This is a genomic window from Lentzea miocenica, from assembly GCF_033949945.1.
Taxonomy (GTDB): Bacteria; Actinomycetota; Actinomycetes; order Mycobacteriales; family Pseudonocardiaceae; genus Lentzea; species Lentzea miocenica.
Genome location: NZ_JAXAVW010000008.1, coordinates 110062 through 135112, shown reverse-complemented (window position 1 = coordinate 135112; position 25051 = coordinate 110062). Strand labels below are relative to the sequence as shown.

At 68.1% G+C, this 25051-nt stretch carries 21 protein-coding genes; 12 read left to right on the top strand and 9 right to left on the bottom strand.

All coding sequences use genetic code 11. From position 1 onward, the window contains the following. Positions 1–2: 2 nt before the first annotated feature. From SK803_RS11745 to SK803_RS11720, 6 genes are all read right to left on the bottom strand, one after another. Entirely contained in the window at positions 3–1529 is a 1527-nt protein-coding gene (locus SK803_RS11745) for an alpha/beta hydrolase (RefSeq protein WP_319965932.1), read from the bottom strand. A 194-nt stretch (positions 1530–1723) separates the two neighbouring features. Continuing rightward, positions 1724–2698, bottom strand: coding sequence for an ABC transporter substrate-binding protein (locus tag SK803_RS11740; protein WP_319965930.1), 975 nt, complete (start codon positions 2696–2698; stop codon positions 1724–1726). A gap of 16 nt (positions 2699–2714) precedes the next feature. Beyond that, positions 2715–3755 carry an ABC transporter permease gene (locus SK803_RS11735; protein WP_319965928.1) on the bottom strand — a complete coding sequence of 347 codons (1041 nt, stop codon included), beginning with the start codon at positions 3753–3755 and terminating at the stop codon, positions 2715–2717. Next, entirely contained in the window at positions 3755–4519 is a 765-nt protein-coding gene (locus SK803_RS11730; protein ID WP_319965927.1) for an ATP-binding cassette domain-containing protein, read from the bottom strand. Before SK803_RS11730 ends, SK803_RS11735 begins: the two co-directional genes overlap by 1 nt. Next, on the bottom strand, positions 4516–5514 hold the full coding sequence (locus tag SK803_RS11725; protein WP_319965926.1) for a class I mannose-6-phosphate isomerase: 999 nt from the start codon (positions 5512–5514) through the stop codon (positions 4516–4518). Before SK803_RS11725 ends, SK803_RS11730 begins: the two co-directional genes overlap by 4 nt. 29 nt (positions 5515–5543) lie before the next feature. Beyond that, positions 5544–6527 (bottom strand): LacI family DNA-binding transcriptional regulator, encoded by a 984-nt coding sequence (locus tag SK803_RS11720; RefSeq protein WP_319966085.1) that lies wholly within the window; start codon positions 6525–6527, stop codon positions 5544–5546. A 377-nt stretch (positions 6528–6904) separates the two neighbouring features. On the opposite strand from SK803_RS11720, the gene SK803_RS11715 reads away from it, so the two are divergent. The 8 genes from SK803_RS11715 (at position 6905) to SK803_RS11680 (ending at position 18213) form a co-directional block, all read left to right on the top strand. Further along, positions 6905–8359, top strand: coding sequence for a glycoside hydrolase family 47 protein (locus SK803_RS11715; protein WP_319965924.1), 1455 nt, complete (start codon positions 6905–6907; stop codon positions 8357–8359). 420 nt (positions 8360–8779) lie between these two features. Continuing rightward, entirely contained in the window at positions 8780–9979 is a 1200-nt protein-coding gene (locus SK803_RS11710) for an HNH endonuclease signature motif containing protein (RefSeq protein ID WP_319965923.1), read from the top strand. 430 nt (positions 9980–10409) lie between these two features. Next, positions 10410–12617 (top strand): GH92 family glycosyl hydrolase, encoded by a 2208-nt coding sequence (locus SK803_RS11705; protein ID WP_319965922.1) that lies wholly within the window; start codon positions 10410–10412, stop codon positions 12615–12617. Positions 12618–12774: 157 nt separating this feature from the next. Beyond that, a complete protein-coding gene (locus SK803_RS11700; RefSeq protein ID WP_319965921.1) occupies positions 12775–14892 on the top strand; it encodes a helix-turn-helix transcriptional regulator in 2118 nt (705 codons plus the stop codon). Positions 14893–15002: 110 nt separating this feature from the next. Continuing rightward, the gene (locus tag SK803_RS11695) at positions 15003–15797 is read left to right on the top strand and encodes a hypothetical protein (RefSeq protein ID WP_319965920.1); all 795 of its coding nucleotides are present in this window, start codon (positions 15003–15005) and stop codon (positions 15795–15797) included. Between the two features lie 78 nt (positions 15798–15875). Next, positions 15876–16787: an ABC transporter ATP-binding protein gene (locus SK803_RS11690; RefSeq protein ID WP_319965919.1), complete on the top strand. Its 912-nt coding sequence runs from the start codon at positions 15876–15878 to the stop codon at positions 16785–16787. After that, positions 16784–17827, top strand: coding sequence for an ABC transporter permease (locus SK803_RS11685; RefSeq protein WP_319965918.1), 1044 nt, complete (start codon positions 16784–16786; stop codon positions 17825–17827). The genes SK803_RS11690 and SK803_RS11685 overlap by 4 nt, the downstream gene beginning before the upstream one ends. 50 nt (positions 17828–17877) lie before the next feature. Beyond that, the gene (locus SK803_RS11680) at positions 17878–18213 is read left to right on the top strand and encodes a DUF3817 domain-containing protein (protein WP_319965916.1); all 336 of its coding nucleotides are present in this window, start codon (positions 17878–17880) and stop codon (positions 18211–18213) included. Here SK803_RS11680 and SK803_RS11675 read toward each other — a convergent pair. From SK803_RS11675 to SK803_RS11665, 3 genes are read right to left on the bottom strand one after another with little or no spacing between them, the layout of a single operon-like run. Beyond that, positions 18185–19228, bottom strand: a complete 1044-nt coding sequence (locus SK803_RS11675) for a phosphotransferase (protein ID WP_319965914.1) — start codon at positions 19226–19228, stop codon at positions 18185–18187. The two genes, SK803_RS11680 and SK803_RS11675, sit on opposite strands and share 29 nt — an antisense overlap. Then, a complete protein-coding gene (locus SK803_RS11670; protein WP_319965913.1) occupies positions 19225–20271 on the bottom strand; it encodes a phosphotransferase in 1047 nt (348 codons plus the stop codon). The genes SK803_RS11675 and SK803_RS11670 overlap by 4 nt, the downstream gene beginning before the upstream one ends. Positions 20272–20303: 32 nt before the next feature. Beyond that, positions 20304–20801 (bottom strand): MarR family winged helix-turn-helix transcriptional regulator, encoded by a 498-nt coding sequence (locus SK803_RS11665; RefSeq protein WP_319965912.1) that lies wholly within the window; start codon positions 20799–20801, stop codon positions 20304–20306. Between the two features lie 50 nt (positions 20802–20851). Between SK803_RS11665 and SK803_RS11660 the strand changes: the two genes are divergently transcribed. From SK803_RS11660 to SK803_RS11645, 4 genes are read left to right on the top strand one after another with little or no spacing between them, the layout of a single operon-like run. Continuing rightward, complete coding sequence (locus SK803_RS11660) at positions 20852–21157, top strand: MTH1187 family thiamine-binding protein (protein ID WP_319965911.1); 306 nt, start codon at positions 20852–20854, stop codon at positions 21155–21157. A gap of 57 nt (positions 21158–21214) precedes the next feature. Then, the gene (locus SK803_RS11655; RefSeq protein WP_319965910.1) at positions 21215–23011 is read left to right on the top strand and encodes a WD40/YVTN/BNR-like repeat-containing protein; all 1797 of its coding nucleotides are present in this window, start codon (positions 21215–21217) and stop codon (positions 23009–23011) included. Positions 23012–23021: 10 nt separating this feature from the next. After that, a complete protein-coding gene (locus tag SK803_RS11650) occupies positions 23022–23846 on the top strand; it encodes an SCO6745 family protein (protein ID WP_319965908.1) in 825 nt (274 codons plus the stop codon). Beyond that, complete coding sequence (locus SK803_RS11645; protein WP_319965907.1) at positions 23843–24820, top strand: tetratricopeptide repeat protein; 978 nt, start codon at positions 23843–23845, stop codon at positions 24818–24820. The genes SK803_RS11650 and SK803_RS11645 overlap by 4 nt, the downstream gene beginning before the upstream one ends. Positions 24821–25051 lie beyond the last annotated feature (231 nt).

The following is a 25051-nucleotide window of genomic DNA, read 5'->3' as shown; positions in this document are numbered from 1 at the left end:
TTCTACCAACCGAGCTGGGTGGCGAGCTGACGTGCCTTCGCGAGCGGGTTCTGCGCGGCCTCACCGGGCGCGGGCAGCGGAACCCCTGGGCACTTCAGGTCCTTCGCGGGCGTGACGCCGTCGACGAGGTAGCCCTCGACGACGTCGTTGACGCACTTGTTGCCGAACCCGTAGATGCCGTGGTCACCCTCGTCCTCGACGGTGAGCAGGACCGAGTTCCTGAAGTTCTTGTGCGCCTGCTGGGCGCCTTCGAGCGGCGTCGCAGGGTCGCGCACCGACTGCACCATCAACGTCGGCGCGACACCGACACCGTTGGGGTGCTTGAGGTTCACGTTCGGCCGGTCCCAGAACGCGCAGGGGCCCATGATCTGGGTGTAGCCGACGAGCGGCCACTTCGCGCCGTTGACCGCGGCCTCGCGCTCCAGGAACTTCCTGTTGCCGTGGTACGGCGTGTCGTTGCAGATGATCGAGTAGGCCGTGCCGGTCTGCGCGTCCGGGTAGCTGGCCTGTGCCGTCAGCCGCGGCTGCGCCGTGCCCGCGAGCTCGGCCATGGTCTGTGCCGCACCGGCGAAGGCGTCCTTGCTGTACATCGCGCCCCGCAACAGGAAGTCGAGCGTCACCGCGTAGTACGTGCCCTCCGGCCGCGTGACGGGCTGCTCGCCGAGCTTCGCGCGCGTGCGTTCGTAGGACTGGCGGACCTCCTCGCCGGTCTTGCCGAGGTGGTAGACGCTGTCGTACTTCGCCACCCACGGCAGGAAGTCGACGCGGAACCGGCGCTCGAAGCCCATGCCCCAGTCGTCGAAGATCGGCTGCCACGGCCCGGTGAAGTCGACGTTGGAGTCGAGCACGATCCTGTCGAGCGTCTTGGGGAAGTACGTGGCGTAGTAGGCGCCCATCCAGCTGCCGCCGGAGTACCCGAGCCAGCTGACCTTCTTCTTGCCGAGCACCTGGCGCAACAGGTCCAGGTCCTTCACGGTCTGGTCGGTGGTCACGTACCTGCCGAACTCGCCGGACTTGGTCTGGCAGAACTTGGCGTGCAGCTCCATCGTGCCGTAGATCAGGTCGAGGTTCGCCTTGCCGCGGTCACGCGGATCGGCGGTGCTGTCGGCGTTGGAGTTCCCGCAGGTGACGTTGCTGCTCGCGCCGGTGCCGCGCACGTCGATGCCGATGATCTCGGCGTTCTCGCTGAGCTTCGGCCGGTCCAGGTAGACGATCGGCAACGTGCGACCGGGCCCGCCCGGCCCGCCGGGGTTGGTGAAGACGGTGCTCTTCGCGGTGCCGTTCAGCGGCTTGAGCCGGCTGACCGCGATGGTGATGGTCTTGCCGTTGTCCGGGTTGTTCCAGTCCATCGGCGCGGTGAAGCTGCCGCACTCCAGCCGTTCCGAACCCGCCGGGAAGCCGGGCGGCGGCGTGTCGAAGCACTTCTGCCACTGGATCTGCTGGGTGGGCGCCGCCTGGGCCTGTGGTGCGATGAGCAGCGACGTTGCGGTGACGACGGCTAGTGCCGTCGCGACTTTCCTGCGATGCATTGGTTGATCCCCCTTCAGCGTGCCACCAGCTCATCGCTTTTGGCGATCCTGAACATCGGCTGAAGGGTGATGGCTCGTACAACTCTGGTCTTAGCCCAACGCGGCCAAGCGGCCATGACATGCGTCATCAAGGCTCCGAACGGCCGAAGGGCCGTCCCCCGGGGTGGGAACGGCCCTTCGGCGTCAGAGGTGGATCAGCAGGACTGCTTGTAGAAGTACTTCGAGTTGGCCGCCGCGTCGTCCTTCGTGATCGCGACCAGGTCCGTCTCGATGTTGCGCTTGGTCTCCTTGCCGTCGATCGCGGCCAGGGCCTGCTCGACACCCTGCTTGCCGATCGTGCCGGGGTCCTGGGCGATCAGCGCCTGCACGGTGCCGGCCTGCAGGTCCTGCACCTGCTTCGGCGAGGCGTCGAACCCGACCAGGTTCACCGCACCGGTCTTGCCGGCGTTGCGCAGGCCGGTCGCGGCACCCTCACCGGTGTTCAGGTTGGTCGCGAACACGCCGATCAGGTCCGGGTTCGCGGCCAGGGTCGCGGTCACCTTCGAGGCCGCGGTGGCGGGCTCGTTGTCGGTGTACTGCTGGCCGATGTACTTGAGGTTCGGGAAGGCCTTGATGGCGTCCTCGAACCCCTTGGCGCGGGCGTCCGTCGTGGACGTGCCCGCCTTGGTGTTCAGCACCAGCACCGAACCGGTCTTGCCGGCCGCGAGCTTGTTGAGCGTCTCGGCGGCCAGCTTGCCGCCCTGCTCGTTGTTGGACGAGATGGAGGAGACGCCGATCGAGGTGTCCTGGAGCTTGGTGTCGACCTCGACGACCTTGATGCCCGCGTCCTTGAGCTGCTTCATCGGCCCGGCCATGGCCTTGTCGTCGGTCGGCGCGATCAGCACGGCGGCCGGCTTGGAGGCGAGGATGCCCGTGACGATCGGGGTCTGCTGGGCCGCGTCGAACTTGGCGGGGGCCTGCGTGTCGAACTCGTAGCCCGCCGCCTTGGCCGCGTCCTGGAAGCCGCACTGCATCGAGATGTAGAACGGTTCCGCCGTGATGCCGGGGATGAGCACCAGCTTCTTGTTCGCGGCGGAGTTGCCCGAATTCGAGTCACCGATCTGCCCGCCTCCGCCACACGCGGTGAGCAGGAAAGCGGCGGTGATTGCCACTGCGGAGCGGATCTTCATTGGTCCAGCACCTTTCCTAACGTTGGTTGCGCGCCCGCCGCCGTGTCTGGTCCAGCCACACGGCGGCCACCAGCACGATCGCCACGGCGATCGGCTGCCAGAACTCCTTGACCCCGATGATCACGAGGCCCTTCTCCAGGACGGCCGGGATGAACACGCCGAAGACCGTGCCCAGCACCGAACCCATGCCGCCGAAGATGCTCGTCCCACCCAGGACGACGGCGGCGATCGCGTTCAGGTTGTCCGTCTCGTGGCCGGTGACGACCGCGACGCGGAAGAACGCGTTGCCCATGAAGCCCGCGAGACCCGCCAGGGTGCCCGCGAGCAGGTACACCTTCGTCAGGTGGCCGCGCACCGAGATGCCGACGCGCCGGGCCGCCTCCTCGTTGGAACCGACCGCGTAGGTGTAGCGGCCGAAGCGCGTGGTGGTCAGCAGCAACGCGCCGAGGGCGGTGACGATCACGGCCACGATCACGATGTTCGGGATGCCGAACCACGTGCCGGAGCCGAAGGTGGTGTTCAGCTTGTCCGGGATGCCGGACACGTTGGAACCGTTGTTCAGCAACAGGGCCGCGCCCTGCGCCGCGCCGAACGAACCCAGGGTCACGATCAGCGGCGGGATCTTCGCACGGGAGATCAGCAAACCGTTGAGCAGTCCCCACGCCGCTCCGCTGACGACGGCGACCAGCAGGCCGAACGCGATCACGCCCCAGCCCGCGTTCGTCGCGTCGCCGCCGGACACCGAGTTCATCGCCATCGCGGAGGAGACTGACGCGAACACCAGGACCGAGCCGACGGACAGGTCGATGCCGGACGTGATGATCACGAACGTCATGCCGACCGAGAGCACCAGCAGCACAGCGGTTTCCGCGAGCAGGAACTGCAGCGTGGTCACCTGGAAGATCGCGTCCGGGCGGATCGCGCCGAACGCGGCGACCAGCACCAGCAGCACCAGGCCGATCCACAGCGTGTTCGCACCGGTCAGACGCTTCAGCAGCGGGGTGCGCCGCTCGTCCGACAAAGAGCTAGACAACGTTGTCTTCTCATCGGTCGTCATTACGCCGCGTCCTCCTGGGTCAGCGCGCCGGTCATCGCGCCGACAAGCTCTTCCACGCTGGTGTCCGCGGCCTTGAAACGGGCCACGCGACGACCGAGGCGCAGCACCTCGACGCGGTCGGACACCGACAGCACCTCGGGCATGTTGTGCGAGATCAGCACCACCGCGATGCCCTCGTCACGCACCCGCTTGATCACTTCCAGCACGCGTTCCCGTTGCACCACACCGAGTGCGGCCGTGGGTTCGTCCATGAACACGAGCTTCGACGCCCACGCCACCGAGCGCGCGACCGCGACGGACTGGCGCTGACCACCGGACAGCGCCGCGATCGGCACGTCGATGCTCTGCAGCGTCGCGCCGAACCGGCTGAAGTGCTCGGCGGCCTGCCGGCGCATGGCCTTCTTGTCCAGCACGCCGAGCCAGCCGAGCGGGCCGGACCTGAGGATCTCCCTGCCCAGGAACATGTTCGCGGCCGGGTCGAGGTCCGGCGCGACCGCGAGGTCCTGGAACACCGTCTCGATGCCCCGGTCGCGGGCGTCGTTGGGGGAGCTCAGGACGAGGGGCTTGCCGTCGAACAGCAGGGTTCCGCTGGTCGGCTGCTCCACCCCGGACAGGCACTTCACCAGGGTGGACTTGCCCGCGCCGTTGTCGCCGATGAGCGACACGACCTCGCCGGGATAGGCGCTGAACGCGGCACCGCGGAGAGCCTCCACGGTGCCGTAGTTCTTCGTGAGATCACGAGCCTCCAGCAACGGCTGGCTCATGGCGACACATCCTCCACTGTGGATAGAACGGGCGGTCGGCAGCGGATCGCCACCAGGTCACCGGTCAGCCCGATCTCGCCGGCCGCGTGCGGCACGACGACGGTGCTGCCCTTGTGCACCTCCAGCTCACCGAGCTGGCCGGCACCCTCCAGCACCACCAGCACGGCGAACGACGGCTCCAGTGCGAAGGAACCCTCCACGTGCAGGCGGTCGGCCTGGAAGAACGGGTCCGCGTCGGGGCCGAGCAGATCGACCGACGGCGCCCACTTCTCGGACGTCTGGCGCACCAGCTTGTCCAGCTGGCCCGCCCAGCCCTGCCGGTCGACGCAGTCGAGCGCGACGTCGTAGCCGAGGCCGAGGTGGCCGATGTCGCCGTTGGCCAGGAAGCCCTGCCACTCCAGCGTCACCGAGAAGTCCGTCGGCTGCTGCAGTTCGACGATGAACACACCTTCGCCGATCGCGTGCGGCACACCGGCGGGCACGAAAACCGTGTCACCGGCCCGGACGCAGACCGGGTTCAGCGCGTCCAGCATCGCCGCGGTGTTCTGCGTGGCGACCCAGTCGGCGACCGTCTCGGCGGGCACGTCGTCGCGGAATCCGATGTAGACGGTGGGGTCCGAGCCGGTCGTGCCGACGACGATCCACGCCTCCGTCTTGCCGTGCCGGCAGTTCAGGTGCGAGGCCGCGAAGGCGTTCGACGGGTGGCAGTGCACGGGCAGGCGCTGGCCCGCGTCGAGCAGCTTCACCAGCAACGCCGTGTCCGCGCCGAACTTCGCCGCGTGGTCGGGGCCGAGCCATCCGGTCGGGTCCGCCGCCACCGCGTCGCGCAGCAGCACGCCGTTGGGCAACGTTGTCAACCCCGCGTCACTGCGTCCGTACAGCGTTGTCGTCGACGCCACCCAGTCCTCCGGGCCGAAGTCGCCGCTGGTGCCACCGCGCAGTGCGGCGATCGCCTCACCACCGCGGTAGAACTGCTTCGGCTGGTTGGCGGGCAAGTTGACAGGCTGGTGGAGAACACCAGAACTCACGCGTGGACCTCCCCGGATCCTCGTGGCACCAAACGCACCGGCAGCACGACGCGGCGCGGTGGCGAGTTGTCGCCGTCCAAGCGGGCGAACAACAAATCCGTGGCCGCCTTGCCGAGCGCGCTCGCGTCGTGCGCGATCACGGTCACCGGCGGCGACAACAGGTCGGCGAGCTCGAAGTCGTCGAAGCCCACCAGAGCGGGACGTTCGGCGGAACCGGCGAGCGCGCGCAGGATGTGCACGGTGATGCGGTTGTTGCCGGCCACGACCGCCGTAGCGGGCTCGCGCATGCTTTGCAGCCGTTGCAACGTGGTGGCCACGCTGCTCTCGTCGTGCGGTCCCATCGCCACGAGTTCCTCGTGGTAGCCGATGCCCGCACGCACACAGCCCTCGCGGTAGCCGCGCAAGCGCTCGTTGGCGGTGAAGATGTCCGGCGCGTCCCCGAGGAACGCGATGCGGCGGTGCCCATGTGCAGCCAGATGGGTGACCGCTTCCACGGTGCCGCCGATGTTGTCCACCAGCACGGTGTCCGCCACGACGTCGCCGGCGGGCCGGTCCAGGAACACCACGGGCGTGCCCGCGCGCATCTCCGGCACCAGGTAGCTGTGCTGCAACCCGGCGGGCACGATGAGCAGCCCGTCGACCCGGCGGCTGCAGAACTCCAGCGCCAGCTCGCGTTCCCGCCCGGGATCCTCGTCCGACGACCCCGAGATCACCTGTCTGCCGCGCAACCGGGCGATTTCCTCGACAGCGCGGGTCACGCCGGAGTAGAACGGGTTGCCGACGTCCTCCAGCACCAGCCCGATCGTGCCGGTGGACGAGCCTCGGCGCAGGTTGCGGGCACTCAGGTTCCGCCGGAATCCGAGCTGGTCGATGGCTGCCAACACGCGTTCGGCGGTGGACGGGTGCACGCCCGGTTCGTCGTTGACCACGCGCGAGACGGTCTTGATGCTCACGCCCGCCAGCCGCGCGACGTCGTTCATCGTCGCGCGCCGCACCTTGCGCTGACCGGCTACCGGTCCGATGGGGGACAACGTTGTCATAGTGGGCGTATCTCACCTCGCCTTTACGCCCTTGTCAACCGTTCCGGAACCGGTCAAGTGGCTCTTCATTTCCGCACTTGCTGTCCTGAACGAGACAGGTGGCCCGGGTGGTCTTGACCACCACCGTGTGCGCTCCGCAAGGATCCGATGACAGACAGCGTTGTCAGTGCCTATTGCCGTGCCTTCGGCACAGCGGCGATTTCGCCGAGAAGTCGGCCATCCGGCCGACTCCTTCTCGACGGATTGGGCTTCGCCGAATCCGTCGAGAAGGGGTGACCGGACGACCGACGCGAAATCGCGGAAAGGGGAGCTTGCTCATGCGTGACCTGCCACGCCGTAGCGTTCTCGGCCTTCTGGGCGCCGCCGGACTTGCGAGTGTTCCTGGTGTCGCTGCTGCTCAACCGTCTCCATCCGCGCCGCCACCATCGGCTGACGGCGGCGCGGTTCCTTCCGTCGGTGCAAAGGCCCTGGCGCCGCCTCCCGGTGGCTGGCGGGCCGTTGCCGAGGACGTGCGCAACGAGGTCCGCTGGGCCTGGCGGTCCTATGTGGACCGGGCGTTCGGGCACGACCAGATCAAACCGGTGTCAGGTGGCTTCGAGGAGTTCTTCGTCCCCGGCAGGCCAATGGGCCTCACCGTCGTCGAAGCCCTGGACACGTTGTGGCTCATGGAACTCGATGCCGAGTTCGCCGAAGGAGTCCGCTGGGTCAAGGCGAACCTGAACTTCGACGTGAACGCGTCGTTCCAGGTCTTCGAGACCAACATCCGCATGCTCGGCGGCCTGCTCTCCGCCTACCACGTCAGCGGCGACGCGGCCCTGTTGTCCCTGGCGCGCGACCTCGGCGACCGCCTGCTGGTCGCCTTCACCAAGTCGCCGACCGGAATCCCTTACCGCTACGTCAATCTGCGCACGGGTGCCGTCTCCTCACCCGAGACGAACCTCGCCGAAACGGGCACGTACATCACGGAGTTCGGCTCGCTCTCGAAGTGGACCGGCGATCGCAAGTACTACAACGCCGCGAAGAAGGCACTCAAGGTCACCTTCGATCGTCGCACGTCCTTCGACCTGCTGCCGTGGGACGTGCACGCCGAAACCGGCGCCTGGCGCAACCGCATCGCCACGATCGGCCCGCCCGCCGACTCCTACTACGAGTACCTGTGGGACGGCTGGCACCTGTTCGGCGACCGCGACCTCAAGCAGTGGTGGGACGTCCTGCTCCGGGCGATCCTGCGGCACCAGACGGACGTCGTGGGCGGACGGCTGTGGTTCTCCCAGGTGGACGCCTTCACCGGCCGCCGCGACTCACGAACCCAGAGCGAGCTGGCGGCGTTCTTCGGCGGCTTGTTCGCCGAGAGCGGTGACATCGCGCGCGGCCGGTCGTACCACGACTCCTGGACGGCCGTTCAGGACCGCTACGGCGTGCTGCCCGAGGGCATCAACTACACGTCGCTGCGGCCGACCTCGGTCGGCAACCAGCTCCGGCCGGAGTACGCCGACGGGGCGTTCTTCCTGTGGCTGGCCACGCGTGACGAGGTCTACCGCGAACGCGCCTACCGGCACTACCAGGAGATGAAGCGGACCTCGAAGACCAACTACGGGTACACGATCCTGACGGACGTGACGACCGGGGCGAAGGGCGACTTCTGTCCTGGTTACTGGTGGTCCGAGCAGCTCAAGTACTACTGGCTGATCTTCGGTGACGCGCGCCGGTTCGACTACACCAGCCACTACCTGTCGACCGAGGGGAACATCTTCCTCGGCGCGAAGAGGTAGGGCCGCACGCTCCGGGTCTGAGCGCCGATCACTTGGCGGCGGCGGCGCTCAGACCCGGTCTTTCAGGTCGGCGGTCATGTTGCCTTGCATGGGTGGTTGCGCAGGCAGTGACGAGACGGGTCATTTCATCGCCGCTTCGCGACGATTGCGATTGGGGCTTGACTTCGGGGCCCTTGCGAGATGCTTGTCGGCCTTCAAAAGCCGGGCACAAGGAGCCCGGCCGATCCGAACACGGTAGCACCTCGCACCCGAAGTCAAGCCCCAATCGCGCGGTGGTCACCTTGATACCGCTTCCCGGCGCGGGATTAGGCCTTTACGGCTCGGCTTCGCCTTCGCAGTTGATCATGAGTTTGTTTGTTCACCCTATCGTGTTTGCATTTATTCGTTATCTTGCCGTGATCTTGCGGTAGAGTAGAACATGTGATCGAAACCCGACTCCTCTCCACCGACGAGCTGCTGCGCAGCCTCGTCGACGAGGTGACGGAGATCCGGGTTCGCGAGAATGCCGTCTTGCAGAAGATCGCCGAGTTGGATCGGCGTGGGGCTGCGGGCGAGCTTGGTTACAAGAATTTGCCGCAGGTGTTGCGGCACGCGGTCCGATGGGACCTCAGCGCGGCCAGGAAATGGGTCGCGAACGCCGGGTTGCTGGGTGGCGACATCACCCCGACCGGCAGCGAACTCGCCCCGGAACTTCCGGTGACCGCCGAGGCCGTGGCCGAGGGTGTGCTGTCGGTCGAGCACGTCGCGGTGGTCGCCGAGGTGATGAAGGCGTTGCCCGCCGAAGCCGAAGACTCCGTGGTGGGCTTTGCTCGTGAGCACGAGCCCAGTGCGGTGCGCGCGTTCGGCAAGGAACTGGCCTACCGGCTCTATCAGGACGACCCCGAGCCTCCCGAGCCCGAACCCGCTTCGCAGGTCAACCAGCACGTGATGCGCTGGAAGAACGGCCAGCTGGAGATCAGGGCGCTCCTGGACACGGTCACCGGCGCGAAGTACGAGGCGCTGCTCGACCCGCTGGCCAAACCGCGCCCCGAGACCGCCGAGGACGGCCCCGGCCTGCGCTCCCGCGCCGAACGCGAAGGCGACGCGCTGGCCGAACTGGTCGACCTGATGCTGCGTGCCGACCAGCTGCCCGAACACGGCGGCGAACCGGTCACGCTCACCGTGACCCTGCGGTACGAGGACCTGGCTGAGCAGGTCGGCCAGGGCATGCTGGACAACCGCGAGCGAGTGCCCGCCGAGCAGGTCCGCCGGCTCGCCTGCGACGCGGGCATCATCCCGCTGGTCCTGGGTGAGAAGTCCCAGCCGATGAACATCGGCCGCAAGACCCGCACCTTCCCCGCTGGAATTCGTCGAATCCTCGTCGCCCGCGATCGCGGCTGCGCTTTTCCCGGATGCGGCCGACCACCAAAGCAATGCGACGCCCACCATGTTCACCATTGGGCGGACGGCGGCGAAACCTCGGTCGACAATGCCGTCCTGCTCTGCCGCCATCACCACACGCTCATCCACCAAAGTGAATGGGACGTGACAATGGTGCACGGCATGCCGACCTTCTATCCGCCGAAGTGGCTCGACGCGCAACGCAAACCCAGGCGCAACCTTCTTCATGTCGCCGCCTGATTGCCCTGACAAAGCCGTGCGAAGCGAGCCGGACAGTCGGGATTCCGCGATGGGTGAGCCCGCTACCTGTGCGCCGCTGAGCAGCGGTCATGACACAACCACCGCGCGATTGGGGCTTGACTTTGGGTGCGAGGTGCTACCGTGTTCGGATCGGCCGGGCTCCTTGTGCCCGGCTATTGAAGGTCGACAAGCATCTCGCAAGGGCCCCGAAGTCAAGCCCCAATCGCTTCGCGACGAAGTCGCGACAAGTGACCACGCCCGGTAATGCCCACGCAACCACCATCGCAAGGTGAGATGAGCACGGCAGGTGACCCCTCCGCTGGAACCGCCACCAGCCCACGCAAGCCGACCCGCACGCCCAGGCCCCCGAACTGGCGACCACCCGCCCGGCCCCGTCGCAACTCCCCACATCCCAACTAGGGTGGAACCCGTGGACGCACTGGATCCCATTGAGTCGGTCAACACGTTCATCGGCACAAAGGACGAGGGCAACACGTTCCCCGGCGCGTCCATGCCGTTCGGCAAGGCCCACTCGAGCCCCATCGGCTCCCACTACGCGGGCTACCGCTACGACGACCAGCAGATCCGCGGCTTCGGGCACTTCTTCCTGTCCGGCGCGGGCTGCTGGGAACAGGGCGGCCTGGTCCCGATCCTCCCGGTCACGCAGCTCCCCACGAGCTTCGACCACAGGCGCTACGCCACCGGGTACTCGCACGACGGCGAGATCGGCAAACCCGGCTACTACAAGGTCAAGCTGGACCGCGACATCACCGTCGAGTGCACCGCGACCACCCGAAGCGGCGTCGAGCGGTACACCTGGGGTCAAAACGTCCAGGGCACGCTCCTGGTCAACGTCGGCCAGGCCAACGACAAAGAGCCGGTCTCGGCCAGCAGCATCAAGGTCGTCGACGACCGCACCATCACCGGAACCGTGGAAACACAGGCGTTCTGCGGTGGCCGGCCCTACCTCACGCACTTCACCACCAGGTTCGACCGCCCGTTCCAGGCGTTCGGCACCTGGACCCCGGCCGGACCCAAGCCGGGCCAACGGGAATCCGCGGGCGGCGCCGGGCTGAGGGGTGCCTGGGTGACGTTCACCCCGGGCCCCGTCACCGCGTGCACCGCACTGTCGCAAGTGGACGAGCAGGGCGCGGCGAACAACCTGGCCGCGGAAACCACGGGCAAGTCCTTCGACGACATCCGCAACGAGGCCCAGGACGCCTGGCGCCGGGAGCTCTGCTGCATCGAGATCGAGACGGACGACTGGGACGAGCGCGCGGTCTTCTACACCGCGCTCTACCACGTGCTGCTCCAGCCGTTGACCGGCAGCGACGCCGACGGCCGGTACCGGGGCTTCGACAACCAGGTCCACCAGGCCGACGGCTGGACGTACTACGAGTACTACTCGCTCTGGGACACCTACCGCGCCCACAACCAGTTGCTGGCGCTGATCCGCACCCAGCGCAGCAAGGACATCGCCAGGAGCGTTCTCGCCATCCACGAACAGGGTGGCTGGCTCCCGCGCTGGGCCTACGCGAACCAGGAGACGAACTGCATGACCGGCGACCCGGTCACGCCGTTCCTGGTGGACCTGTGGCGGTTCGGCCACCTCAAGGGCTTCGAGGAGCAGGCTTACCGGGCACTGCTGCAGAACGTGGACGGCATCCCGCCGGAGAGCTCCAGGTTCCAGGGCCGGTCCGGCAACCCGAACTACCTCAAGAACGGCTTCGTCCAGTACGACAAGCGCTTCCCGAAGAAGGGGCAGGACACCGACCCGCACCACGGCGCGTCGGCGACCCTCGAGTACGCGCTGGCCGACGCCACGCTCGCGATCATGGCTGAAGCGCTCGGTCACAAGGAGGACGCCGAGCGCCTGCGCAAGCGCGGCCTCAACCACCGCAACCTCTGGGACCACAGCGTCACCGACCGCGGCTTCACCGGCTTCCCGCGGCCGAAGCTGGGCAACGGCGCTTGGCTGAACCCCTTCACCCCGCAGGGGCCCGAGGGTTTCCACGAGGGCACTGCCTGGCAGTACCAGTGGCTCGCCCAGCACGACGTGCCCGGCCTGATCACGGCGCTCGGCGGCAAAGCGGCGGCCGAGGCGCGGCTCGACGACTTCTTCGCCTACGCGGATCTGCTGCAAGATCCCGCGAGGACGGTTCGCGAGAAGTGGGTTGTGGGGCCTTACGACTACTACAACCAGTTCAGGTACAACCCGAACAACGAGCCGGACCTGCACGCGCCGTGGATGTACGCGCTGATCGGCAAGCCGGAGAAGACGTCGGTGGTCGTCCGTGCCGCGCAGACGTTGTTCGTCAACGGACCCGCGGGTGTCACGGGCAACGACGACCTCGGCACGATGTCGGCCTGGTACGTGTTCAGCGCGCTCGGGATGTACCCCGCCGTGCCGGGAACTGGCGAGTTCGTGTCACACGCTCCCCGCTACACCAAGGCCGTGGTCCACCTGGAGAACGGCAAGGACATCGTGATCAAGGCCGAGGCCGCGGACACCACGAAGACGCAGGTGGTGGAGCGGATTCGGAGTGGGTGGCGGAACAAGGTGAAGGATCGGATCGAGCTCGCGCAGCTCCAGTCGGGGACCACGCTCGAGGTCGACCTTCACACAGTTTCCAATTGAGACGCCAAAACGGTCGTACGCTCGTGCGATGGGCACCTGCGCGAGCTGTGGCACGGATTTCGCGCCCCTGCCGTCGCGGGCGCGGTATTGCTCGAACGCGTGCCGTCAGCGTGCCTATCGTCAGCGTTCCGCGGGTACGTCCACTGTGGTCGCCGAGGTGCCTCTGTACGACGACGCGTTCGTGGGCAGGGAACGCGAGCTGGCGGAGCTGCTTTCGTTGCTGCGCAAGCACAGGATGCTCACACTCGTCGGTGCCGCCGGGGTGGGGAAGACGCGGCTCGCGGTGGAGGTCTCCCTGCGCGCCAGGAGAACCGAGGTCCGCACGGTCGAACTGGGCAAGCTGAGCCGGTCCGACCAGGTGGTGCAGGCGTTCGCGGAAGCCGTTGGGGTGTACCAGCACGCGGGTGTCGCGCTCAGGACCACGTTGCTGCACGAACTCGCGAACCGCAGAATCCTGTTGCTCGTCGACAACTGTGAGCACCTCGTCGAGGAATGCTGCGACGTCGTGGACGCGCTCTTGTCGCGCTGCCCGAACGTGCAGGTCCTGGCAACGAGCCGGGAAGCCCTGAGAGCCGTCGGCGAGGCCGTCTACCCGCTGCACGGCATGGACGGGGACGCGGTCCGGCTCTTCACCGACCGCGCGGGAACGACCGGCGACCAGGACGCGATCGCGGCGGTCTGCGCGCGGCTGGACGGTGTGCCGCTCGCGGTGGAACTGGCCGCGAAGCTCTCCAGGTCGGTACCGCCGCACGAACTCGCGAACCGGCTGGACCACCGGCTCGACCTGCTCAGCGACGTCGACGAACAGGCGCGGCACCAGAGCCTGCGCGCGGCCATCGCGTGGAGCCACGACCTGCTGACCGCGCAGGAGAAGGAGCTGTTCCGGCGGCTTGCGCTGCTGCCGGGCGGGTTCGGGCTGGAGATCGCCCAGGTCGTGCACGGCAGCCCGGTGATCGGCCTGCTCAGCGCATTGCAGGCGAAGTCTTTGGTGGTGCGGGAGAACGACGGCCGCTTCCGGATGCTCGAATCGGTCCGGCTCTACGCGGAGGAACGGCTGCGGGAACAGGACGGGTACGACGTCACGGCCGAACGGATCATCGCTTGGCTGTGCGAACGGGGCGAACCCGGCGTCACGTCGTCGATCCTCGCACCCGAGCAGCTCAAGGCGCTGCACCGGGAGTACGACAACGTGGCGTACGCGTTCGCCCATCTGGTGGCACTTCAGGACGAGCGCCGGTTGATGCTCGCCACGATGTTGCTGAGGGTGTGCTTCGACCGCGGCTACTACGCCGAGGCGGGGGCGGTGCTGATGCAGGTGCTGGACCAGTCGTCCGCCGATGCCCGCTACCGGACCCTCGCCCTGGAGTACGCGTCGCTGCTGGCGGGATGCGAGCAGCGGCACGACGAGGCCGTGAAGTACGCGATGGCCGCTGTCGAGACCGCTGAGGCAGGCGGGCAACACCTGGTCATGTGCCGGCTGTACCGCACGTTGGCGAGCGCCTACGAGGGTGCGGGTGACGTGCCGAGCACCTTGTGGGCGTTACGCCAATCGATCGAGCACGGCGTACGCAACGGCAACGAGGTGAGTGTCGCTGTGTCCAGTCAGAACCTCGGCTGGGCGTTGCTGATTCGGGGCGACGCCGACGGTGCCGCCGAGCTGGTCGAAGGCGCGTTGCCGGCGCTGAAGGCACATGCACGGCCGGATGTCGTGGCCATCGCGGTGCACACGTCGGGCTGCATCGCGTTGGAACGCGGTGATCTGACGACGGCGAGTGCCCGATTCGCGGAGAGCGCGCGCATTGCGGCGAAACTGCCGCGCGCGGTGCTGGAGTCGGTCGAGGGCTGTGGCCTGGTCGCGATGTTGTCGGGACGGCACGAACTCGGCGTGCGGCTGCTGGCCGCCTGTCAGCAGATGCGCACCGCGTGGGTCGTCCCGGCGGAACCGTGGTGGCGGCGGAAGATGGAGGCCGCGCTGGACGCCGCGCGGGAGTCCCTGTCCCGCACGGCTTTCGCGCGAGCTTTGAACGCGGGCCAGGCGATGGACGTCCGCCACGCCCTGGAAACCGCGTTGGACAAGGAGATCGTGCGGGACGGCGTGCTCAGCGACCGGCAGCGCATGGTCGTCGAACTGGTGGCGCAGGGAATGACGAACGCGCAGGTCGCGGGCAAACTCGGGATCTCACACCGGACCGTGGAATCCCACGTGCACAACGTGAAAGCGGTGTTGAACCTCTCGTCTCGCGCGCAGCTCGTGGCGTGGGCCCAATCGAACTGAGACGTCCGGCCGTCCGGTCCAACTGAGACGTAACGCTGCGGTTCATCCGGATGACTTCACGCCCCCTGACGTTCATTGTGGGTACAACCAACGGAAGGGGAGGGGGCGACGTGGAACCGTTCCGTCTGCTGCACCCCGACCTCGTGCCGCAAAGACGCGAGTCGCTGCAGCACGCTGCGTCCATGCTCGTCCAGATGGGGCTGGACGACACGGTGCTGTCCGCGCCGCCCGTGCACCAGCGGCTCGCGCGCGTGGTGCTCGCGAGCAGCGACGTGATCGAGTGGAAGCCCGGCTACGGCGTGCGGAGCGCCGAGCACGACGAGCGCTTCGGCATCGTGCGGGTGGGCGGCGACCGCGGTGGCGTGTTCCTGTCCGGCATCCTGATCGCCTACCTCGACGTGCTGGAGAACGCGGCCAGGACGGGCACCTCGATCTCCGAGGACTCCTGGCGCACCCTGCTCTGGGCACCGACCGCCCTCTTCGACCACGTGCTGCGCCGCCCCCAGGTCGGCATGACCGTGGTGATGCCCGGCCCCGGCACCGGCCACCTGCCCTGCGATCGCACCCAGGCCGGCCAGCGCCTCCACCTCGCGCTGATGCAGGCCGTCCGGTTCGCCGTGAGCGGCGTCGTGCGGGCCCAGGACGACCGCACGCTGGTCGAGGACTGCGTCACGCTCGCGACGGCCTGTCTGCGCGCCGCGACGGTGGCGCTCGCGTTCGCCGGCGACGTCGGCGACGACCAGCCGTTGCCGATCATGGAGACCGCCGAGCACCACTACCTGTGGCAGATGATCAGTGAGGTGCGCGCGGCCGTCCCGCGGGCCCGTTTCGAACAGTTCGCCGCGGCGCTGCGCCGGCTCAACGACGTGTACACCGCGTGTCCGCTCCTCGTTGTGGGCAGCTGACTTCGAACGTCTCGACTTCGCGCCGACTTTCGTCGTTCCGCCACGCGAAGCAATCCTCGGTGACCTAACGTCCGGGCCATGACAGAGGAGCGGTCGGCGGTCGTCGTGCGGGACATCCGCAAGAGCTACGGCCAGCTGAATGCGGTGGACGGGGTGTCGTTCACCGTGGCCGAGGGGGAGTTCTTCGGCATCCTGGGGCCCAACGGCGCCGGCAAGACCACCACGCTCGAGATCATCGAGGGACTGCGCAAGCCCGACAGCGGCGAGGTGACGCTGTTCGGCGAGAGTCCGTGGCCGCGCAACGTGAAGCTGCTGCCGCGCATCGGCGTGCAGCTGCAGGCCACGGCGTTCTTCGACAAACTGACCGCGAAAGAGCAGCTGCAGACGTTCGGCGCGCTCTACGGCGTGAGCCACGGGACCGCGGCCGACATGCTCGAACTGGTCGGCCTCGCGGACAAGGCGAACGAGCAGGAGAGCAAGCTCTCCGGCGGTCAGCGGCAGCGGCTCTCGATCGCGTGCGCGCTGGTGCACGACCCGGACATCGTGTTCCTGGACGAACCGACCGCGGCGCTCGACCCGCAGGCGCGCCGCAATCTCTGGGACGTGCTGCGCGCGATCCAGGAGCGCGGCAAGACCATCGTCTACACCACGCACTACCTCGACGAGGCCGAGATCCTCTGCGACCGCGTGGCCATCATGGACACCGGCAAGATCCTCGCGCTCGACCCGCCGGCGGTGCTGGTGCGCGGCCTGGACGCGCCGACCCACGTGACGCTGCAGAAGGGCGTGGTGTCCGTCGTGGACGCTTCCGCACTGGACGGTGTCGACGAGGCGCGCGAGAACGAGGTGTCGCTGACGATCTCCACGCGCCGCCCCGCTCCCGTGCTGTCCGCGCTGGCCGAACGCGGTGCGCTGGACGGCCTGCAGGTCCGCACGGCCACCCTGGAAGACGTTTTCCTCAACCTGACCGGTCGGGAGTACCGCGCATGACCGCGTTCAAGACGCTCTCGGTGGCGATGCTCAAAGGATTCATCCGGGACAAGGTGACGCTGTTCTTCACCTTTCTGTTCCCGTTGATGTTCCTGATCATCTTCGGCCTGATCCTGCGCGACGTCGGCGCCGACAAGACCAGGATCGCGGTGGTCGGTGACGGCCCGATCGTCTCGGCGTTGCGCGACAGCGGTGCGCTGGAGCTGGAGCCGTACAACGACGAGAACTCCGCCGTGCAGAAGGTGAAGGACGGCGACCTGCCCGCGGCGCTGATCATCCGCGGCCAGCAGCTCGACGTCCGGTTCGCGCAGAGCGACCAGGTCAAGTCGGCGACCGTGCTCGGCATCATCAACGGGTTCGTGGACAAGGCGAACCTCGCCGCGACCGGCCAGCCGCCGCGGTTCACGTTCGCGGCGGAGAAGGTCGAGGACGCCTCGCTCAAGCCGATCCAGTTCCTGACGCCCGGCATCCTGTCCTGGGGCGTGGCGGTGTCGGCGGTGTTCGGTTCGGCCCTGACCTTGGTGTCGTGGCGGCGAAAGCAGGTGCTGCGGCGGATCCGGCTGGCACCCGTCTCGGCCACTTCGGTGCTGTCGTCGCGGTTGCTCGTCAGCGCCGGGGTCGCGCTGGTGCAGGGCGCGATCTTCGTCGGCATCGCGTCGCTGCCGGTGTTCGGGCTGCGGCTGTCCGGGTCGTGGTGGCTCGCGATTCCGTTGCTGCTGCTGGGAACCCTCGCGTTCTTCGCGCTCGGCATGCTGGTCGGCGCGTTCGCGAAGACCGAGGAGTCGGCTTCGGCGGCGGCGAACATCGTGGTGCTGCCGATGGCGTTCCTGTCCGGCACGTTCTTCCCCGTCGACCAGGCACCGGCGTGGTTGCAGACGGTGTCGAAGATCTTCCCGTTGCGGCACATGAACGACGGCATGCTCGACGTGCTGGTCCGGGGCAAGGGGATCGAGGCACTCGCGATACCGGGGGCGATCCTGGTCGGGTTCACGCTCGTCGTCGGGTTCGTCGCGAGTCGCGTCTTCAAATGGGAGGAATAGGACAGGGTCGGTAGTCGTGTGCTCCCCGTCACGGTTCATGATGGGGAGCCATGACGTTCTCCACAGCGGCTGGACGGTTCCGCATCTTCGCCCTCGCCGAGGCGATCTCCTGGGCGGGACTGCTGCTCGGGATGTTCTTCAAGTACGTGGTCGTGCAGAACGAGATCGGGGTCAAGATCTTCGGCCCGATCCACGGCATCATCTTCGTGGGCTTCATCCTCGTCACGCTGATGGCGAAGGAGCCGCTCAAGTGGGACGTGCGCACGCTCGTGCTCGGCCTGCTGTCGAGCATCCCGCCGTTCGGCACGGTGATCTTCGAGCGCTGGGCCACGAAGACAAACCGCCTGGACGAGACCGCTACCGCACCAGCGCCCGAACAGCTCTGAGCTCGTCCTGCGGGTCGCCCTCGTGGTAGATCCGCTCGGACTGCTCGATGTTGTCCAGGAACACCTGGTACTTCACCGCGTTGTGCAGGTGTCCCGCCCGGCGGGCGACGTCGAGCGCCTCCAGCGGCCGGCTGTCCGGACGGTGTTCGAGCCACGCTTCGCTCCACACCTTCCGGACGTGGTCGCTCATCTCGGCGTCGCAGCGCTCCATCACCCGGCACGCGTCGAGCGCCGGGTGTCCCCACACGGCGTCCGACCAGTCGATGACCTCGCCGCTCTGCCGCCAGTTGCCGGGGTGGAAGTCGCCGTGCGTCAGCGTGTCCGGTAGCCCGAACGACGGCATCGGCACGGTCGTCGGGGTGATCCGCGGCTCGCCGGCCAGCGCGTTCTGCACGGCGACCCAGCGCGGCACGATGAGATCGACGTGCTCGGGCTTGATCGGCCAGCACTTGTCGCCCGGTGCGTCGCCCAGCAGCACCCGTTGTGGTGCCGAGGCGATCACTTCCGGGACCAGCGCGGGGTCGTGGGCGGCGACCATCTTGATCACAGTGCCCTCGTCGGCGAAGAACGACGGGATGGCCTTCAGCCACACCGGACCGTTCCTGGTGGGCAACCGGTGGACGGTCGAGAGGTTCCAGGTGCGGACCTGGACCGCCGGTCCGGTGCGGTCGATCTCGGTGTCGGCCCACGCGATCAGCTCGGCCGGTCCGCCCATCCGCGCGTACGGCAGCCTGTTCGGGGCGTCCGCCTCGGGTTCCCGTGCGGGGTGGAGCTTCGTGCGGTCGGGTTCGCCGTGTGCCTCGACGTGGTAGGTGACCAGACCGCCGGTCATCATCGCGCCGCCCCTGACCGAGATCAGCCGCAGCACGCTCGTGGGCACGCCGAGCAGCTGCTCCAGGGCCTCGTTGACCGGCTCTACGTGGTTCCAGTCCGACGAGCCGACCGGGAACAACTCCGTCCGGCCCGCGAACCCGCTGGGCGTGCTGACCAGGGCGATCACGGTTCGTCCCGTCATCGGAGCACCAGCTTCAAGGCAGCCCTCAGTTCGTTCGCCGGGTCGTCGCGGTGGTAGATCCGCTCGGAGTCCTCGATGTTGTCCAGGAACTCCTGGTACTTCACCGCGTTCAGCAGGTGCGAGGTGCCGCGGGCGGCGTCGAGTGCGTCGAGCGGCCGGCTGTCCGGGCGGAGTTTCAGCCACGCCTCGCTCCACACCGTCCGGATGTGGTCGCGCAGCTCCGGTGGGCAGAACTCGATCAGCCGGCCCGCGTCCAGTGCCGGATTGCCCCACACGACGTCGGACCAGTCGATGACCACACCGCTGTCGAACCAGTTGCCGGGGTGGAAGTCGCCGTGCACCAACGTCTCCGGCAACCCGAAGGACGGCATCGGCACGGCTGACGGCCGGACCCTCGGCTCACCGGCCAGCGCGTCCTGCACCGCGACCCAGCGCGGCACGATCAGATCGACGTGCTCGGGCGTGACGCGCCAGCAGTCGTTGCCCGCGGCGTTGCCGAGCAGGACGCGGAACGGCGCGGAGGCGAGCACCTCGGGCACCAGCGTCGGGTCGTGCGCGGCGACCATCCTGATCACCGCGGCCTCGTCGGCGAAGAACGACGGGACGGCCTTCAGCCACGCGGAGCCGTTCGCGGTGGGCAGGCGGTGCACCGAGGACAGGTTCCAGGTCTTCACCTGGACCGCCGGTCCGGTGCGGTCGATCTCGGTGTCGGCCCACGCGATCAGCTCGGCCGGTCCGCCGAGCCGTGCCCACGGCAGCCTGCGCGGGGCGTCGGGTTCGGGTTCCTCCGCGGGCCGGAGGCGGGTCCGGTCGGGTTCGCCGTGCGCCTCGACGTGGTAGGTGACCAGGCCACCGCCGGGTGCGTCGCCGCCCTCCACCGAGACCAGCCGCAGCACGCTCGTGGGCACGCCCAGCAGCTGTTCCAGCGCCTGGTTGACGGGTTCGGCGTCGGCCCACCACGGACTCCCGACCGGGACGGCCTCGGTGCGGCCGGCGAACCCGCTGGGCGCGCTGACCAGGGCGATGATCGACCGTTCCGTCACGCGACCATCATCGCGGCGCGCTCAACCGGATTTCAGTCCTCGAAGTCGCCGCTGGCCCGGCGGACCTTGGCGAGCAGGTCGGTGAGCTGCTCGGTCTGCCGGTCGGTGAGGCCCTTGAGGCCCAGGTTGACGTCGACCACGGCCGCGGTCGCCTCCTCGCGGCGCTGCAGGCCCGCGCCGGTGATCTCCACCAGCGTGGTGCGGCGGTCGGTCGGGTGCGGGGTGCGGCGGACCAGGCCGTCGCTCTCCAGCCGGTCGACGATGTTGGTCACGCTCGTGGGGTGCAACTGCAGGCGCTCGCCCATCACACGCATCGGCAGCGCGCCCTTGCGGGAGAAGAAGAGCAGCACCAACGCCTCGTAGCGCGCGAACGTGAGCCCGTGCGGTTTGAGGGCTGCGTCCACGGCGGACTGGATGATTTGCTGGACACGCATGACGCTCGTGACGGCGGCCATCGACGTGGCCGAACCAACGCGCTCGTCCCACAGTTCGGCCGCGCGGGCGATCGGATCGAACGGCAGCGGTGTCATGAGGCCCGAAGCTACCAGTCAGTACACCAGAGGATCATCAGGAGGCTCGTGTGCTTGTCGCGTTCAGCGTTGCTCCGTCCGGTTCGGACGAATCCGGAAGCGTCGCGAAGGCCGTCGCCGAGGCGATCCGGGTCGTGCGGGAGTCCGGCCTGCCCAATGAGACGAACGCGATGTTCACCTTGATCGAGGGGGAGTGGGACGAGGTGATGGCCGTGGTCAAGCGCGCGACGGAGGTTGTGCAGGCCAGCGCCTCGCGGGTCTCGCTCGTGCTCAAGGCGGACATCCGGCCCGGCTACACCGGGCAGCTGACGGCCAAGGTGCGAAGGGTTGAGGAGCACCTCTCCGACACGCCATGATCGTGCTCCGCCGCCGACCTGTTCGAGAGTCGAGCGGAGGCGCATCTCGTGAGATTCGTGATCATCTTGCTGACCGCGGTGCTGGCGGTCGTTCCGTCCGCGCACGCCGGACCGTCCACCAGGTGGGACAACATCGGCCCGAACGGCGCGGGCGGGTACCTGGCGTTCGCCCAGAAGATCGCCTACGTGCTGCCGGGCGCGGGCCAGCAGGTGTTCCGGTCCGACGACCGGGGCCGCAGCTGGCGGCAGGGGAGGCTGTTCCCGGAGATGCGCGGTGCCGCGCTGGCGGCCGATCCGGCGCGGCCGGACAGCGTGCTCGTGGCCGGGTACGAGGGCGGTGGCGGTGCCGGGACCGTGCTGCGGTCCGTCGACGGCGGTCTGTCGTTCTCGGTCGCGTTGCGGACACCTTCTGAGGTGCAGGACGTCGCGTTCGGGGCTGCGGGTGTGTCGTACGCGGCCTCCGCGGAGGGCGTCTATCGCGGGGTCGGCGGGCTGGGCTGGTCGTTGCTGCCCGGATCGCCTGCCGCTGCTGAGGACGTGCACGTCGTGGGACCGGATCTCGTCGTCGCCGCGGGTGGCGTGGTGCACGTGCTGCGGGCCGGGAAGTGGTCGGCGTCCGACGTGCCGGCCGACAAGATCAGCTCGCGTGGCGACGTCGTGGTGGCGCGCAAGTTCAGCGGTGGGGTGCACCTGTCTGCCGACCGCGGGGTTTCGTGGCGTGCGGTGACGGGGCCGTGGACGGCGTCGTGGATCTTGTACGGCGGGATCACGGCCAACGGCTGGATCCAGGTGCAGACGTTGGACGGGCACTTCATCAGTGCGGACCAGGGAGTCACCTGGAAGCGGACCGACGCGGTGGAGCAGGTCGACGTCTACACCGAGATCGGCAGTTTCCCCGACATGCCGGACTGGCAGTGGGTCTACGGGTCCGGCGGGGTCTACGCGACTGCTGATCACGAGCACTTCAAGCGGGTCGGCGTGCCGGGGGCGCACGTGCTGTCGCTGGCCGTGTCCGGGCGGTCGATCATCGCAGGGACGATGCAGGGGTCCTATCGGACCGATCTGCCCGTGGCGTCGCAGGAGTGGGACTTCGACGGGTCCGCGCCGCCGGCCATCGGCAACCGGGTCGGCGCGCTGGCGGCTCGCGACGGGGTCGTGCTGCGGGGGCGGAACGGCTACCGCGGGTCGATGGACGCGATCTTCGTCGAGCGGTCGCTGGACGGCGGCCGCTCGTGGGCGATCACCGCGGAGATGCCGGGCAACACGCGTTCGCTGGTGTTCGACCCGGTCTTGCCTGGTCGCGTGTATTTGGGCGCGTACCTGATCAACGCGTTCTACGTGTCATTGGATGGCGGGCTGTCCTTTGTGCAGCGGGTGCACGGTCCGTTGCGCGGGATCAAGACCATCGCGGCTGATCCTGGTGGCATCTGGCTCGCGGACGCCGGTGGCCTCTACCGGTCGACGGACGCCGGTGTGTCGTTGCGGCAGGTGTTGCCCGGACGGATGAATTCGGTGCTGGTGGATCCGCGCGATCCGCGGCACGTCGTGGCGGTGGGGCAGAACTCGGTGTTCGTGTCGTTCGACGGGGCTTCCTTCACCGAGGTGCCCAAGGTTTCGACCGAACAGCTGTCCACGATCGCGATTGCCCCTGACGGTGTGCTGTACCTCGGCTCGATCTCGTTCGAGGGGTCCAGCAAGGGAGTGCTGCGGTCCTCTGATGGCGGCCGTTCATGGACTGTGTTCGGCGGCCCGGACGTGGAGCGTGGTGTGGAGGCGCTGCTCGTCTCCTCGGATGGCCGAACGCTCTACGCCGGCACGGTGAGTGGATCCGTGCACCGGCGTTCACTGGGTTAGCGTGTCGGGCGTGGACGCGAGGCAGCTGTGGTTGAGGTTCGAGCCTTACCACGACGTCACGTACTTCACGCCCGAATCCCGCGCGGCAACCGACGCGCTGGGCTGCAAGGGCGGGTGGATGGGCTACTTCGGCATGCGCGCGGCGCCTTTGGGTGCGGCCTCCCCGGAGTTGGTGACGGCCGTCTTCTACAACTTCGCCCCGCGCATGGTGTCGCGCGCCCTTCCGGACGCGTGGGAGATCGCATCTCCCGAGGAATTCCTGCGCGCACGGCTTGAGGGCGTGGACGGGGCGTTGCGGCGGTTGCTGGGCGACGTCGACACGCCCGTTGTGGAGGAAGCCGCTTCATTGGCCCGTGCGGCTGCTCTGGCCGCTCCCATCGCGGGACGTCCGTTGGCCGCCGCGAACCGTGCGTTGCCGTGGCCGGTTGAACCGCATTTGGCGCTTTGGCACGCCTGCACGATTTTGCGTGAGGCACGCGGAGATGGCCATGTGGCTGCGCTAGTGGCACATGATGTGGGACCGTGCCAGGCGCTTGCGCTGTACGCGCGTGAACATTCCCTCGATCCGGCATACATGCGAGCCGCGCGTGGTTGGACCGTCGAGGAATGGGAAGCGGTTTCGGACCTGCCCGGTGATCTTCCCGCGGTGGAGCGAGCAACCGATGCCGCTGCTCTGACCCCGTGGGAGGCGTTGGGCGAAGGTCCGACGTCGCGGTTCATCGACCTGATGACACCGCTCGCTCTACGCATCGCTTCGGCCAACGAGGCGATGCGCGTCAACCCGATGGCCCTGGACCCGGTCCGGGAACTAGCCGTGCCAGGATGGAACACGTGACAAGGCCTGATCCTCGCAAGACCGCCGCACTGTCCGCCGCGCTCTCGGGCGCCGTCGACCTCGGTGCCCTGAAGGCGCGCGCCGACGCCGCCCGCACCGCCGCCGCCACGCCCGCCGCCGCCGGTTCTCCGGCCGCCGGCGCCGAGAACGGCTCCGCGCCGTGGATCGTGGACGTCACCGAGGCGTCTTTCCAGGCTGTGGTCGAGCAGTCCCTGCAAGTGCCCGTCGTGGTGCTGCTGGGTGCCTCCTACAGCCCAGAGTCCCAGCAGCTGGCCACCTCGCTGACCCGGTTCGCGTCCGCCTCTGGTGGTTCGTGGATTCTGGCGCGGGTCGATCTGGAGGCGGCGCCTCGGATCGGGCAGGCGTTCGGGGTGCAGTCCGTGCCGACCGTGGTGGCTGTTGCCGCTGGTCAGCCCATCGATGCTTTTGCCGGGCCGTTGGCCGACGCGGAGTTGTCCGCGTGGATCGCTCGGTTGCTGGACGCGTTGCGGGAGCGGCTGCCGGGGATTCGGGCTGGGGAGGCTCGGGCTGGGGCTCCCGTTGTCGCTGAGGAGGATCTGATTGAGGATCCTTTGATCGTTGCTGCTGAGGAGGCTTTCGAGCGCGGCGATTATGTTGCTGCTCAGGGGTATTACTCGCAGATTCTCGCCGCTGAGCCGGGGAATGAGCTGGCCAAGGAAGGGCTGGCGCAGGCTCGGTTCGCTGAGCGGGCCGAAGGGGTCGACCCTGCGGTGATCGCCAAGGCCGATGCCGCGGTTGACGATGTCGACGCTCAGCTGGCTGCTGCTGACGCGCAGGTGGCGTTGCAGCAGGTTGAGGAGGCATTCCGGCGGTTGGTCGATACCGTGCGCCGGGTTTACGGGGATGATCGGGATCGGGTTCGGCAGCATTTGGTCGGGCTGTTCGAGTTGTTCCCGGCGGATGATCCTCGCGTTGCCGCGGCTCGGCGGAATCTGGCTTCGGCGTTGTACTGAGGGTTTGAGAGTCGCTGGCTTTGAGGGTGGTTGGGTTGCGGGCGGCGAGTTCCTGTTGAGTGCTTCCCCTGGGCGCTGCCCCCAGACCCCCGGCAATCTGATCTGGGGATACCGCGCCACCGGCGGGTTGATGGCACGCCTGACGTTGGGCGGCTGCCGGTTGCGTAGGTGGTTGCGTTGGCGGTGACGGGACCCCACCGCCGGGAGCTTGCGCTCCGGAAGGCGGCTCGG